The following is a 13,063-nucleotide window of genomic DNA, read 5'->3' on the forward strand; positions in this document are numbered from 1 at the left end:
GCTTGGCTGGCGTCTCACTCAATTAAGCGTCATCACGCGCGAATGGCGTTTCCGCGCTTGTCTCGCGTGAGATCAGGCAACGCAAGCGCGCTCTATCCCGCAAAGCAAAACGGCGCGCATCGCTGCGCGCCGTATTGAATTCCGCCTGCCATGACGCGGAAAGATCCGCGTCAGCGAGCTCAGCCTGCGGCTTGCACCGCGCGCTGCGCCATTACCTTCACGAGATTGGCGCGATAGTCGGCCGAGCCGTGGATGTCGCTCAGCAGGCCGTCAGCGGACACCGCGACGTTGTCGAGCGCGGACGGAGACCAGTTCGCCTTCAGCGCCGATTCGATTGCGCCCACGCGCATCACGCCGGTCTGCGAGGCGCCGGTGGCGGCGACGCGCACCTCGCCGCCCTTGGTCCTGGTCACGAACACGCCGGTGAGCGCGAAGCGCGACGCCGGGTGACGCATCTTGGCGTAGCCGGCCTTCTCCGGAATCGGGAACGAGACCTCGGTGATGATCTCGCCGTCCTCCAGCGCGGTCGTGAACAGGCCCTGGAAGAAATCGTCCGCTGCGAGCGTGCGCTTGTTGGTCTTCACGGTGGCGCCGAGCGAGAGCACCGCTGCGGGATAGTCTGCGGCGGGATCGTTGTTGGCGAGCGAGCCGCCGATGGTGCCGCGATGGCGCACGGCGGGATCGCCGATCAGCGAAGCCAGATAGGCCAGTGCCGGGATCGCCTTCTGCACCGTGTCGGAGGTTGCGACGTCATAATGCGGGGTCGCGGCCTTGATCGTCACGGTGTCGGCGGAGGCCGCGATGCCAATCAGCTCCTTGATCTTGCCGATGTCGATGACGTCGGACGGCGCGGCGAGGCGCTGCTTCATGACAGGAAGCAAGGTGTGGCCGCCAGCGAGAAACTTCGACTCGCCGCCCTTGCCGAACAGCGCGACCGCTTCGTCGACCGACGAGGCACGGTGATAGTTGGTCTGATACATGGGAAGCTCCCTGAATTGTTTTTGAGGTCATTCCGGGATGCGCACCTCCCGCGCGCAGACCCCCGGACTCTCGAAAGTTCAACCGTGTCAGATTCCGGGGGCCCGCTTGCGCACGCCCCGGAATGACGATCATCCGTTTATTGCGTGCCAGACCCGGTCCGGGGTCGCCGGCATCTCGAGCTTTTTGTTGCCGATCGCGTCCGTGATCGCGTTGATCACCGCCGCCGAGGCGCCGATCGCACCGGCCTCGCCGCAGCCTTTCACGCCGAGCGGATTGCCCGGGCACAAGGTCGTGGTGTGGCTCAGCTTGAACGACGGCACGTCGTCGGCGCGCGGCATCGCATAGTCCATGAACGATGCCGTGACCGGCTGGCCGTTGCCGTCATAGACGGCGTGCTCCAACAGCGCCTGGCCGATGCCCTGCACCAGGCCGCCATGGACCTGGCCCTCGACGATCATCGGGTTGATCAGCCGGCCGAAGTCATCGGCCGCGACGAAGTTGACGAACGAGGTCTTGCCGGTTTTGGCATCGACCTCGAGCTCGCAGATATAGGTGCCGGCCGGGAAGGTGAAGTTGGTCGGATCGTAGAAGGCGGTCTCCTTCAATCCCGGCTCCATGCCGTCAGGCAGATTGTGCGCGGTGTAGGCGGCGAGCGCAACCATCGGCAGCGCCATGGCCTTGTCGGTTCCCGCCACCTTGAACTCGCCGTTCTCGATCACGATGTCGCCTTCGCTCGCCTCGAGCTGATGCGCCGCGATCTTCTTGGCCTTGGCTTCGACCTTCTCCATTGCCTTGAGGATTGCGGTGAGGCCGACCGCCGCCGAACGCGAGCCATAGGTGCCCATGCCGAACTGGACCTTGTCGGTGTCGCCGTGGACGATCTGCACCTGGCTGATCGGTACGCCGAGCCGGTCGGCGACGAGCTGACAGAACGTCGTCTCGTGGCCCTGGCCATGGCTGTGGCTGCCGGTGAGGATCTCGATGGTGCCGACCGGATTGACGCGGACCTCGGCGGACTCCCACAGCCCGACGCCAGCGCCGAGGCTGCCGACAGCCTTCGAGGGCGCGATGCCGCAGGCCTCGATGTAGCAGGAGAAGCCGATGCCGCGCAGCTTGCCTTGTGCCTGTGCCTGCGCCTTGCGCGCGGGGAAGCCGGCATAGTCGATCGCCTTGAGCGCCGCGTCGAGCGAGGCGTTGAAGTCACCGGTGTCGTAGGCCATGATCACCGGGGTCTGATGCGGGAACTGAGTGATGAAGTTCTTGCGCCGCAGCTCGGCCGGATCGACCTTGAGCTGGCGCGCCGCCGTCTCCATCATGCGCTCCAACAGATAGCTCGCCTCGGGCCGCCCTGCGCCTCTGTAAGCATCGACCGGCGTGGTGTTGGTGTAGACGCCCATCACCTCCGCATAGATCGCGGGGATGTCGTACTGGCCCGACAGCAGCGTCGCGTAGAGATAGGTCGGCACCGAGGACGAGAACAGCGACATATAGGCGCCGAAATTGGCGTGGGTCTTGACCCGGAGACCAACGATCTTGTTGTTGGCGTCGAACGCCATCTCCGCCTTGGAGATGTGGTCGCGGCCATGGGCGTCGGTGAGGAAGGCCTCGGTGCGGTCACCGGTCCATTTCACCGGACGGCCGACCTTCTTGGAGGCCCACAGCGCCACCATCTCCTCGGGATAGATGAAGATCTTGGAGCCGAAGCCGCCGCCGACATCAGGCGCGATCACCCGCAGCTTGTGCTCGGGCGCGATGTTGTAGAACGCCGACAGCACGAGGCGGGCGACATGCGGGTTCTGCGAGGTCGTGTAGAGCGTGAAGTGCTCCTCGGCCGTGTCATAATCGGCGATTGCCGCGCGCGGCTCCATGGCATTCGGCGCCAGCCGGTTGTTGGTGAGCTCGAGGCTGACCACATTGGCGGCCTTGGCGAAGGCGGCGTTGACGGCGGCTTCGTCGCCGATCGACCAGTCGTAGACGACATTGCCGGGCGCTTCGGGATGCAGCTGCGGTGCGCCGGCTTTCAGCGCCGAGGGCATGTCCGGCACCGCCGGCAGCTCCTCGTAGTCGACCACCACGGCTTCGGCGGCATCGCGCGCCAGATTCTTGCTTTCGGCGATCACGACCGCCACCGCTTGGCCGACGAAGCGCACCGTCTCCGGCGCCATCGCCGGCCAGGCGCCCATCTTCATCGGCGAGCCGTCTTTCGAGGTGATGGCCCAGCCGCAGATCAAATTGCCGATCTTGTCATCGACCAGCTGCTTGCCCGTCAGCACCGCGATCACGCCGGGCATGGCTTCGGCCCCGGAGGCGTCGATGCTCCTGACCTTGGCGTGGGCGTGGGGGCTGCGAATGAAATGGGCATAGGTCATGCCCACCAGCTTGATGTCGTCGACGTAGCGGCCCTTGCCGGTGATGAAGCGCTTGTCTTCCTTGCGCACAACGCTGGCGCCAATGCCTTCGATACCCATGCGATCCTCTCCCTGCCGGAGTTCGTTATTCCGCCGCTTCCCGTCGAGAGCGGCAGTGTTGATGCGTTGCCGGGCGCGGCCTGCTACTCGGCGGCCTGCGCCAGCTTCATGCGGCCGGCGGCGTCCAGCACCGCCTTGACGATGTTGTGATAGCCGGTGCAGCGGCAGATATTGCCTTCGAGCTCCTCGCGCACCGTGGCCTCGTCGAGCTGGGCGCTGTGGCGGTGCACAATATCGATCGCGGACATGATCATGCCGGGCGTGCAGTAGCCGCATTGCAGGCCGTGATTGTCGCGGAACGCCGCCTGCATCGGGTGCAGCTCATCGCCCTTGGCGATGCCCTCGATCGTGGTCACGCTGCTGCCATCGGCCTGCCCGGCCAGCACGGTGCAGGACTTGACCGCACGTCCGTCGATATGGACGACGCAGGCACCGCATTGGCTGGTGTCGCAGCCGACATGGGTCCCGGTCAGGTTCAGATGATCGCGCAACAGGTGGACCAGCAGCGTGCGGTCCTCGACCTCGACCGCGACCTGCTTGCCGTTCACCGTCAGTTTGACTGTCGACACTTTGATCCTCCCGCTGGATTTTTCGTTATTCCAATTAGAAACAGCGCCATCATCAGTTTGCAACTCGAATTTTTGCCCCCGATGTCATCGCGGCGTCTTGCGTCGCGCGCCTCGATTCGAGGTCGACCGGCGCGCCGCCGTATCAGGCTGCCGCAAATTTACCGGCCCTTATCCATTGTGACGTAGTTTTGATCAGTGGCTGGGCGTTGTGCACCCGGTCCGACAGATGCTGCGACAAGAATTATTTCGGGGGTAGGAATGTCTGCGCGTTCGGCGCCACAGCGGCGGCCTGGGAATTTTCTGACCCTCGGCTTCCGTGGCAAGATCATTCTCGGCTTCGCCGTCGTGCTGGCCATCTCGACCGCCAGCATCGGATTTGCCTATTTCGGCTTCGAGCGGGTCGCCGCCGCGGTCGCCACCTATCGCGCCAGCGTGGCGGAAGCGGATGCAGCGCGGACCATCGACCGGGAGCTGGTCTCCTACCAGGCGCTCGCCCGCTATTATGCGCTGACCGGCAATCCCGACGATGAGAGCGCGGCGATGGCGGCGCAGGAGGGGCTGCAGGCGGCCATCGCCAAGTCGACTGCGGCGACCACTGCGCCGGAACGGCGGGCCCAGCTTTCGCAGCTGCAAAGCGAGTTTCAGGTCTTCAGCAAGATCTTTGCCGATATCGTCAATCTCACCCGCGAGAACAAAAAGATCGTGGCGGACCAATTGATGCTCACGGGCAACAAGATCCGCTACAAGTTCGACGATCTCGCCGACACCGCGGCGCTCGCCGGGCTGCCCAATATCCAGACCACTGCCAAGGATCTGACCGGTCAGTACCTGACCGCCTCGACCCTGGTCGGCACCTTCACCGCCAAGTCCGAGCCGCGCACGGCCGATGGGGCGATTGCGCGCATCCGGTTTCTGGAGACCTCGCTGGTCACGATCTATGCCAGTGACGAGAAGATCACCCAGCGTGTCACCGAGCTCGGCGAGCTGCTGAAGCAGTATCGCCTCTCCTTCACCAAGCTCGCGGAGAACGTCAAGGCGCTCACCAAGCTCGAAAAGCAGATGAGCGAGGCCGCGGTCACCATCGTGAAGCTATCGAACGCGCTGCGGTCCGACCTGTCGGCCGATCAGCAGCGCATCGAATCGGCGGCCAATGCGACGATTGCCGAGATCGAGCGGCTGATCGCCATGCTGGCGATCGGCGGCCTGGCGCTCTGCGCGGCCTTGGCGCTGATGCTCGGCAACGGCATTTCGCGGCCGATGATCACGATGTGCAAGGCGATGCGCGAGCTCGCCTCCGGCAATTTCGACGTCAGGCTGCCCGGTCTCGGGCGGTCCGACGAACTCGGCGAGATGGCCGCCGCGGTCGAAGAGTTCAAGCTGCAGGCGGTCGCCAAGGCCGAGCGCGATGCGGCAAGCCAGGACGCGCAGAACAAGGCGGCCGGGGCTGCGCGCCGCACCGAGCTGATCCGCTTCGCCGACGAGTTCGAGGCCGCGGTCGGCTCGATCGTCGCCAACGTGTCGGAATCGGCGCATCAGCTGGAACATGCCGCGGCGACCCTGACCCGCACCGCGGAGACCACCCAGGGCCTGGCGAGCCGGGTGGCCGGCAGTTCCGGACAGGCCACCAGCGGCATCGAATCGGTTGCGACCGCGACCGAGGAGCTCTCGACCTCCGTGGCAGAGATCGGCCGCCAGGTGCGCGAGTCCAACCACATCGCCGAATCGGCGGTGGCGCAGGCGGAGGAGACCGATGGCCGCATCGGCAAGCTGTCGCTGGCCGCTCAGCAGATCGGCGACGTCGTCAAGCTGATCACCGCAATTGCCGAGCAGACCAATCTGCTGGCGCTGAATGCCACGATCGAAGCGGCGCGGGCGGGCGATGCCGGGCGCGGCTTTGCCGTGGTCGCCTCCGAGGTGAAGTCGCTCGCCAGTCAGACCGCGAAGGCGACCGACGAGATCTCGAACCATATCTCCGGCATGCAGGAGGCGACCAAGGAGTCGGTTGCCGCGATCAAGCAGATCGGCGGCACCATCGGCCAGATCTCGACCATCGCCTCGTCCATCGCGAGCGCGGTCGAGCAGCAGGGCACCGCGACCCAGGAGATCGCGCGCAACGTGCAGGGCGTTGCCGTCGGCACCCGCGAAGCCGCCGCCGACATCACCCAGGTCAACCGCGGCGCGACCGAGACCGGCGCGGCCTCGGAGGAGGTGCTGCGCTCGGCGAAGTCGTTGTCGTCACAAAGCGCGCGGCTGCGCGAAGAGCTCAACCGCTTCATGTCCAACATCCGCGCGGCGTAGCTATCCCCCGGACTCGGCAAGTTGCACCGGAGCGGCCGGCGAGGTTCATCCCGGCCACCCAGCGCGTCCCCTGATCGAGCATCACGCGGTATGGGTCCCGGGTCACACTCGCTTCGCTCGCTTGCTCGGGACGACAGCCGAGGGATGCGGCAAGCCCGCTTCGAAAACCTCTGTCCATCGTGACGGCACGCCGAACCCCGAGTTCCTGTGCCTCGTCCTGGGAACCGCGCGCGCCACGCCGGCGTTGGAGCGGGTGGCATGTTGCCGCATTTGCTCCACCGTCTCCGTTCAATGGGTCTGGACGGCGGCTTCCGCGCCCTCACATGGTCTCATATGGCTGTTCGGCACGCATTCGCACCCGATGACGGCGCTGCCGCCGCTGCGCCACGATCTTCGTTGCCTCCGGCCGAGCCGGTGCCCTCCGGTGATGACAGCCGCGTCATCGCCACCAACATTCCGGCCCGACTCGACGATCTCCGCTGGAGCGGCTTTCATACCCGCGTCGTGCTCGCACTCGGCATCACCTGGGTGCTCGACGGGCTCGAAGTGACGCTGGCGGGCGCATTGTCCGGCGCGCTGAAGGCCAGCCCGACGCTGCAGTTTTCCAATTTGGATGTCGGTCTCGCCAACAGTGCCTATCTCGCCGGCGCAGTGCTCGGCGCGCTCGGCTTCGGCTGGCTCACCGACCGCATCGGCCGCCGCAAGCTGTTCTTCATCACGCTCGCGCTGTATCTGACCGCGACCGCGGCCACGGCGCTGTCCTGGAGTGTCGGCTCCTACGCGCTGTTTCGTTTCCTCACCGGCGCCGGCATCGGCGGCGAATACACCGCGATCAATTCCACCATTCAGGAATTGGTGCCGGCGCGCTATCGCGGCTGGACCGATCTTCTGATCAACGGCAGCTTCTGGCTGGGCGCTGCGATCGGCGCCGGCAGCGCCATCGTGCTGCTCGATCCGGAGCTGACCGGCCCCGATCTCGGCTGGCGACTGGCTTATGCCACCGGCGCCTGCCTCGGTCTCATCGTGCTGGTGATGCGGATGTGGATTCCGGAAAGCCCGCGCTGGCTGATGATCCACGGCCATCCTGACGAAGCGCACAAGATCGTGGCCGACATCGAGCGTGACGTCACCGGCCATGATCGCGAGGAGCGCGCGAAGGAGCTGCCAAAGATCAAGCTGCGCATGCGCGACCACACGCCGCTCCGCGAGGTTGCGCGCACGCTGCTCGTGTCCTACCGCCAGCGCTCACTGGTCGGGCTGACGCTGATGGTCGCACAGGCCTTCTTCTACAATGCGATCTTCTTCACCTTCGCGCTGGTGCTGACCGACTTCTACGGCATCAAGGCCGATCAGGTCGGCTGGTACATCCTGCCGTTCGCGGCCGGCAATTTCTTAGGGCCGCTGCTGCTCGGGCGGCTGTTCGACACGCTCGGCCGCCGCACCATGATCACGCTGACCTACGGCGTCTCCGGCATCCTGCTGGCCTTGACCGGCTACCTGTTCTCGATCGGCGTGTTGAACGCGCAGACCCAGACCGCCGCATGGATGGTGATCTTCTTCTTTGCCTCGCCGGCGGCGAGCGCAGCCTATCTCACCGTCTCGGAGAACTTTCCGCTGGAGGTGCGCGCGCTCGCCATCGCGCTGTTCTATGCCATCGGCACCGGGATCGGTGGCGTCGCGGGGCCGGCGCTGTTCGGCGCGCTGCTGGATACGGGCTCACGCACCAGCGTGTTCGCCGGCTATCTGTTCGGCGCGCTGCTGATGGTGGTCGCGGCGGCCGTCGCCTTCCGCTATGCGGTGGCGGCGGAGCGGAAATCACTTGAGAGCGTGGCGCGCCCGCTTGCCGTCATGGAGTGATATGATCATGGCCGACAACAGCGACTTCGCGGAGCTGCCATTGCGAGACATTGCTGACGAGCAAGCCGGTGATGCGATGATGCCGGCACCGGCGAGCTTGGTGCCGCCGCTCGGCGACATCGCGTTCCTGCTCGACATCGACGGCACCTTGCTCGAGCTCGCGGCCACGCCGCGCGAGGTCTGGGTGCCACCGGGGCTGGCGGAAACCTTGAACAGGCTTCACGAGCTCACGTCCGGCGCGCTGGCGCTGGTCAGCGGCCGCTCGCTCAATGACATCGATCTGATCTTCGCGCCCGAAGTCTATCCGGCGGTCGGCGGTCATGGCGCCGAGATGCGGCTGGCGATCGACAGCGAGGCGGATGCGGTGCAGGCGCCGCCGCTGGACAAGGAATTGAAGCGGCGCCTGGCGGCGATCGCCAAGCTCAGCCCCGGCATTCTGCTCGAGGACAAGGGCTATTCGCTGGCGCTGCACTATCGGCTGGCACCGCAGGCGGAGCAGGCGATCTATCAAGCGGTGTCGCAGATCCGCGCTGACCTGCCGGAGGCGCCGATCGAGGTGCTGCCCGGCAAATGCGTCTGCGAGATCAAGCATGCAGGTTTCACCAAGGCGAGCGGCGTGCGCGAACTGATGACGCATTCGCCGTTCAAGGGCCGCAAGCCGCTGTTCATCGGCGATGACGTCACCGATGAAACCGTGTTCGCGATCATGCCGGACTATGACGGTTTGTCGTTCTCCGTCGGGCGCGCGGCGCGCGGCGTGCATGGTCAGTTCGGCACGCCCAATGATGTCCGCATATTTCTCGGCGAGCTCGCGCACCGCGAGGATGCAAAGCGCTTCTGACCAGTGATCAGATCTGATTAGTCGATCGGCGCCGCGAAACCGGAGGCGGAACTATTCGCCGCCGGTTCCATTGTGATGCGCGTGTAAAACCTGCGGCAAATTCGCGACCGACTTGCAATTGCTTTGAATCATTCTCGAGTTTGTCTCTGCTTTGTTTACACCGCGCCACCGCCCGAATTCGGTTTCATTTGGTTGAAAGGGTGTCCTGGAACCATATTGATGAACGGCTGTTAACCGACGGCTGGACCAACAGGAGGGCACCGGTGAACCTCGTCGTGGTTTCGAATCGGGTGGCGCGTGGCAAGGCCAACGAGCCGATGACCGGTGGGTTAGCAGCAGCGTTGCTGCCGGTCGTCGAGAAATCGGGCGCCATCTGGGTCGGTTCCTCGGGCCGTGTCCGCGACGGCGCCCAGCTGGAACCCATTGTGGAGATCGAGCCGCTCGGCGAAGGCGCGTTGGCCCTGCTCGATCTTCCGGCGGCGCATTATGCCGGCTACTACGAAGGGTTCGCCAATTCAGCCCTGTGGCCAGCGCTGCATTCGCGCAGCGACCTGATCCGCGTGTCCCATGACGACTACGAGTCCTATCGCGAGGTCAATGCCTTCGTCGCGCGCTCGCTGATGCGGTTCCACAAGCCGGATACCTTGTTCTGGATCCAGGATTACCATTTCCTCTCGCTCGGTGCCGAGCTGCGCGACCTTGGCGTCAAGAGCGCGATCGGATTCTTCCTGCACACGCCCTGGCCGTCGCGCTGCGTCGTCGACAGCCTGCCGCATCATCCCGAACTGCTGGAGGCGATGCTCGCCTATGACCTGATCGGGTTCCAGACCGCGGACGATTGCGAGAATTTCATCGACTGCCTTCGCACGAGTCTCGGCCTGAAGGTAAAGGGCGGCGTGGTGCGGTCGCGCCATGGGCGCACCCGGCTTGCCGTGTTCCCGATCGGCATCGACGCCGACAAGTTCGCGCAGGCCGCCACCAAGGCGGTCTCGCATCCCGACGTGTCGCGGCTGCGCCGCAGCCTGCAGGGCGAGAAGCTCGCCATCGGCGTCGACCGGCTCGACTATTCCAAGGGCCTGGTCAATCGCATCAGCGCATTCGATCGGATGTGGAGCCTGCATCCGAATTTGCTGCGGTCGGTCTCGCTGTTGCAGATCGCAACGCCCTCGCGCGAATCGATCCCGGCTTACGGCAATCTGCAGAGCGAGGTGGCGCGTCTCATCAGCGAGGTCAATGGTCGCCACGGCGAGGTGGATTGGACTCCGATCCGCTATCTCAACAAGGGCTATGGCCAGAGCGTGCTGGCGGGACTCTACCGCACCGCGCAGGTCGGGGTGGTGACGCCGCTCTATGACGGTATGAACCTGGTCGCCAAGGAATATGTCGCCGCCCAAAGTCCGGTCGATCCCGGCGTGCTGGTGCTGTCGAAATTTGCCGGTGCCGCCAACGAGCTCGACGCGGCATTGCTGGTCAATCCGCACGATATCGACGGCATGGCGCGGACCATCGCGACCGCGCTCTCGATGCCGCTGGCCGAGCGCTGCATGCGCTATGAGGCCATGATGGCGAAGCTGCATCGGCACTCGATCCAGCAATGGTTTGCCGATTTCGTCACGGCGTTGCAGGCCACCGAACTCGATGAGGCCGATGTCGAACCGCTGCCGGCGACGCCGCCCGGCTTCCTCGTGCGCCGCGCCTCGTCGTCCGGCGCGCGCTACCACTGAGAGTTTTAGACCCTCATAGCAAGGCGGCGCCCACGCGCCGTCTTGATCACGCGCCGGTGGCCTTCGCTCAATTGCAATACGACACGCCGTCGAGCACCGCGCAGCGCAGCTTGTTCGGCGCGCTCGGATTTTCCATCGGCACCATGCCCTTGCCCTGACCGACGAAGACGCCTGGGCCAACCACCACGGAAGCCTTGTTGCCGACGATGACGCTGTCGTGGCCCTTCAGCCGGGAATGGGTGCCGTCCGGCCACAGGATCGCGTCGCCCTGCCAGATCCCCTTGCGGCCGTCGTCACAGGTGACGTCGACGCCCTGCCGGGTGCACTGATCGGCGCGCGCAGCGGTGACGCCGGCCGCGACCGCCAGCAGCAGCATGGCAAGGGGCAGGGGACGGAAAAAGCGGGGCGGGGTCATCGGTTGTCCTCCGGGGGAAAGGGCGCGAACATTGGGTCTCACCGGGCTGATTCGGGGTTCATCGCTGCGTTGGCTGGCCACTGATGCCCGCGCAAGGCGCGAAACGGCTAAATTCGTCAGAGGTTTGGCGAATTTTTGCCGCGACGGGCGCTTGATGGCTTGCAAAAGGGCGCCGAGACCGCCAAGAGAGGGCCCTTCGGAGAGATGGCCGAGTGGCTTAAGGCGCACGCTTGGAAAGCGTGTGTGCGGGAAACCGTACCGTGGGTTCGAATCCCACTCTCTCCGCCAGTTCCTTCATTCGCACTCATTCGCCCCAACTCGCCATTGATCAAGAAGCCCCAAGTTCTCAGGGGCTTAAATAGATGTCGGTCTCTGGACAGGATCGTCGTCGTTCGCCATAATCCGCCGAACGATTGTGGACAGGATCGTGGACGATGGCACGGGCGACGAGCAGGCTAACGGCGCTAAAAGTCGAAAAAATTCAGCAGACTGGAATGCATCCGGACGGTGGTGGGCTTTATCTGCGCGTCACCAAGGATGGCACAAAGAATTGGGTCCTCAGATACATGCTCAATGGCCGACCGCGATGGATGGGCCTCGGTCCGCTGGCGTTGTTCGGCCTGCAGGAGGCGCGCGGCAAGGCGCTGGATGCACGTCGGCTGCGGCATGGTGGGATCGACCCGATCGATGCCCGCCGCGCCGCCCGGCTTCGCGACAAGCTTGAGGCTGCGAAGGCAGTGACCTTCAAAGAATGCGCCGAAAACTACATCTCCTCGCACCGAGCGGGCTGGCGGAATGCAAAGCACGCTGCCCAGTGGGAGGCGACACTGGGAACCTACGTCTACCCGATCATCGGCGGCTTGCCGGTGCAGGCGATCGACACCGGCCTAGTATCCAAGGTGTTGCACCCGATTTGGACTGCGAAGCCCGAAACCGCAGGCCGCGTACGCGGCCGAATTGAGGCTATTCTTGACTGGGCCAAGGCACATGATCTCCGCTCCGGAGAAAACCCAGCCCGTTGGCGCGGTCATCTCGACAAGCTGCTGCCAGCGCGGTCCAAGGTCGCAAAGGTCGAGCATCACGCCGCGCTGCCCTACAGCGAATTGCCGGGCTTTATGACTGCATTGCGTGCGGAGACGGGAAATGCGGCTTGCGCGCTTGCTTTTGCTATCTTGACGGCTGCCAGAACGGGTGAGGTGATCGGCGCTCGGTGGTCTGAGTTCAATTTAGCCGACAAGACCTGGACCATTCCCGGCAACCGAATGAAGGCCCACCGAGAGCATCGCGTGCCGTTATCGCCGCAGGCGTTGGCGATCTTGCAAGAGATGCAAGAACTCGGGGCGGGCGACGACTGCTTCGTGTTCCCCGGTGGCAAGATCGGCAAGCCGCTTTCCAATATGGCTTTCCTGATGTTGCTGCGACGAATGAAGCGCAGCGATCTCACCGCGCACGGTTTCCGTTCGTCGTTCCGCGACTGGGCCTCCGAACGCACCAATTTCCCCTCAGAGGTGGCCGAAATGTCTCTCGCGCATACAGTCGGAAGCAAGGTCGAGCTGGCCTATCGTCGCACCGACATGTTCGACAAGCGACGTCGGCTCATGTCGGCTTGGGGCACCTATTGCGCCACACCAGCGCAGAAATTGAACAATAACGTCACGCCATTGCGGGCGAGCTAATGTTTCAAACTGGGTCCGGAAGGCGAGGGGGGACCCCGCTATAAGCGCGAGGGACCCGTTGGCATCGAGAGGGGCCCACCTGCGTCTCTGCAGGCGTTTGTGACTCATAGTCCCATGGCGTGGTGGTCTGCTCCATGTCTACCCAGCCCCACTCTCCGGTCTTGCGCGGGCCTTTTCGCGCATCGTGGCGATGCGCAAAAATTCTTGCTGATACGCGGTGCATCGCCTATTCTA

At 64.6% G+C, this 13,063-nt stretch carries 9 protein-coding genes and 1 tRNA gene; 6 read left to right on the forward strand and 4 right to left on the reverse strand.

Annotated elements, in window-relative coordinates:
- Positions 1-179 precede the first annotated feature (179 nt).
- The 3 genes from BRAS3843_RS34680 to BRAS3843_RS34690 form a co-directional block, all read right to left on the reverse strand.
- Positions 180-980 (reverse strand): xanthine dehydrogenase family protein subunit M, encoded by an 801-nt coding sequence (locus BRAS3843_RS34680; RefSeq protein ID WP_008973914.1) that lies wholly within the window; start codon positions 978-980, stop codon positions 180-182.
- Between the two features lie 129 nt (positions 981-1,109).
- A complete protein-coding gene (locus BRAS3843_RS34685) occupies positions 1,110-3,449 on the reverse strand; it encodes a xanthine dehydrogenase family protein molybdopterin-binding subunit (RefSeq protein WP_008973915.1) in 2,340 nt (779 codons plus the stop codon).
- A gap of 83 nt (positions 3,450-3,532) precedes the next feature.
- Positions 3,533-4,018, reverse strand: a complete 486-nt coding sequence (locus BRAS3843_RS34690) for a (2Fe-2S)-binding protein (protein WP_008973916.1) — start codon at positions 4,016-4,018, stop codon at positions 3,533-3,535.
- Positions 4,019-4,276: 258 nt separating this feature from the next.
- Here BRAS3843_RS34690 and BRAS3843_RS34695 point away from each other — a divergent pair, with 258 nt between their 5' ends.
- From BRAS3843_RS34695 to BRAS3843_RS34710, 4 genes are all read left to right on the forward strand, one after another.
- The gene (locus BRAS3843_RS34695) at positions 4,277-6,316 is read left to right on the forward strand and encodes a HAMP domain-containing methyl-accepting chemotaxis protein (protein ID WP_008973917.1); all 2,040 of its coding nucleotides are present in this window, start codon (positions 4,277-4,279) and stop codon (positions 6,314-6,316) included.
- Between the two features lie 333 nt (positions 6,317-6,649).
- Positions 6,650-8,173 (forward strand): MFS transporter, encoded by a 1,524-nt coding sequence (locus BRAS3843_RS34700; RefSeq protein ID WP_008973918.1) that lies wholly within the window; start codon positions 6,650-6,652, stop codon positions 8,171-8,173.
- Position 8,174: 1 nt separating this feature from the next.
- Positions 8,175-9,014: a trehalose-phosphatase gene (gene otsB, locus BRAS3843_RS34705; protein ID WP_008973919.1), complete on the forward strand. Its 840-nt coding sequence runs from the start codon at positions 8,175-8,177 to the stop codon at positions 9,012-9,014.
- Between the two features lie 263 nt (positions 9,015-9,277).
- Positions 9,278-10,738 carry a trehalose-6-phosphate synthase gene (locus BRAS3843_RS34710; RefSeq protein WP_008973920.1) on the forward strand — a complete coding sequence of 487 codons (1,461 nt, stop codon included), beginning with the start codon at positions 9,278-9,280 and terminating at the stop codon, positions 10,736-10,738.
- A 67-nt stretch (positions 10,739-10,805) separates the two neighbouring features.
- On the opposite strand, the gene BRAS3843_RS34715 is transcribed toward BRAS3843_RS34710, so the two are convergent.
- The gene (locus BRAS3843_RS34715; protein WP_008973921.1) at positions 10,806-11,153 is read right to left on the reverse strand and encodes a hypothetical protein; all 348 of its coding nucleotides are present in this window, start codon (positions 11,151-11,153) and stop codon (positions 10,806-10,808) included.
- 198 nt (positions 11,154-11,351) lie between these two features.
- Here BRAS3843_RS34715 and BRAS3843_RS34720 point away from each other — a divergent pair.
- Both BRAS3843_RS34720 and BRAS3843_RS34725 read left to right on the forward strand, forming a co-directional pair.
- Positions 11,352-11,441, forward strand: a tRNA-Ser gene (locus BRAS3843_RS34720).
- Positions 11,442-11,587: 146 nt separating this feature from the next.
- The gene (locus BRAS3843_RS34725; protein ID WP_035983824.1) at positions 11,588-12,829 is read left to right on the forward strand and encodes a site-specific integrase; all 1,242 of its coding nucleotides are present in this window, start codon (positions 11,588-11,590) and stop codon (positions 12,827-12,829) included.
- Positions 12,830-13,063: the final 234 nt, after the last annotated feature.

It is taken from the genome of Bradyrhizobium sp. STM 3843 (assembly GCF_000239815.1).
Lineage (GTDB): Bacteria > Pseudomonadota > Alphaproteobacteria > Rhizobiales > Xanthobacteraceae > Bradyrhizobium.

Coding starts and splice junctions, on each gene's coding strand:
- BRAS3843_RS34725 (WP_035983824.1), top strand. CDS start 11,588: ATGGCACGGGCGACGAGCAGGCTAACGGCGCTAAAAGTCGAAAAAATT.
- BRAS3843_RS34695 (WP_008973917.1), top strand. CDS start 4,277: ATGTCTGCGCGTTCGGCGCCACAGCGGCGGCCTGGGAATTTTCTGACC.
- BRAS3843_RS34680 (WP_008973914.1), bottom strand. CDS start 980: ATGTATCAGACCAACTATCACCGTGCCTCGTCGGTCGACGAAGCGGTC.
- BRAS3843_RS34685 (WP_008973915.1), bottom strand. CDS start 3,449: ATGGGTATCGAAGGCATTGGCGCCAGCGTTGTGCGCAAGGAAGACAAG.
- BRAS3843_RS34700 (WP_008973918.1), top strand. CDS start 6,650: ATGGCTGTTCGGCACGCATTCGCACCCGATGACGGCGCTGCCGCCGCT.
- BRAS3843_RS34715 (WP_008973921.1), bottom strand. CDS start 11,153: ATGACCCCGCCCCGCTTTTTCCGTCCCCTGCCCCTTGCCATGCTGCTG.
- otsB (WP_008973919.1), top strand. CDS start 8,175: ATGATCATGGCCGACAACAGCGACTTCGCGGAGCTGCCATTGCGAGAC.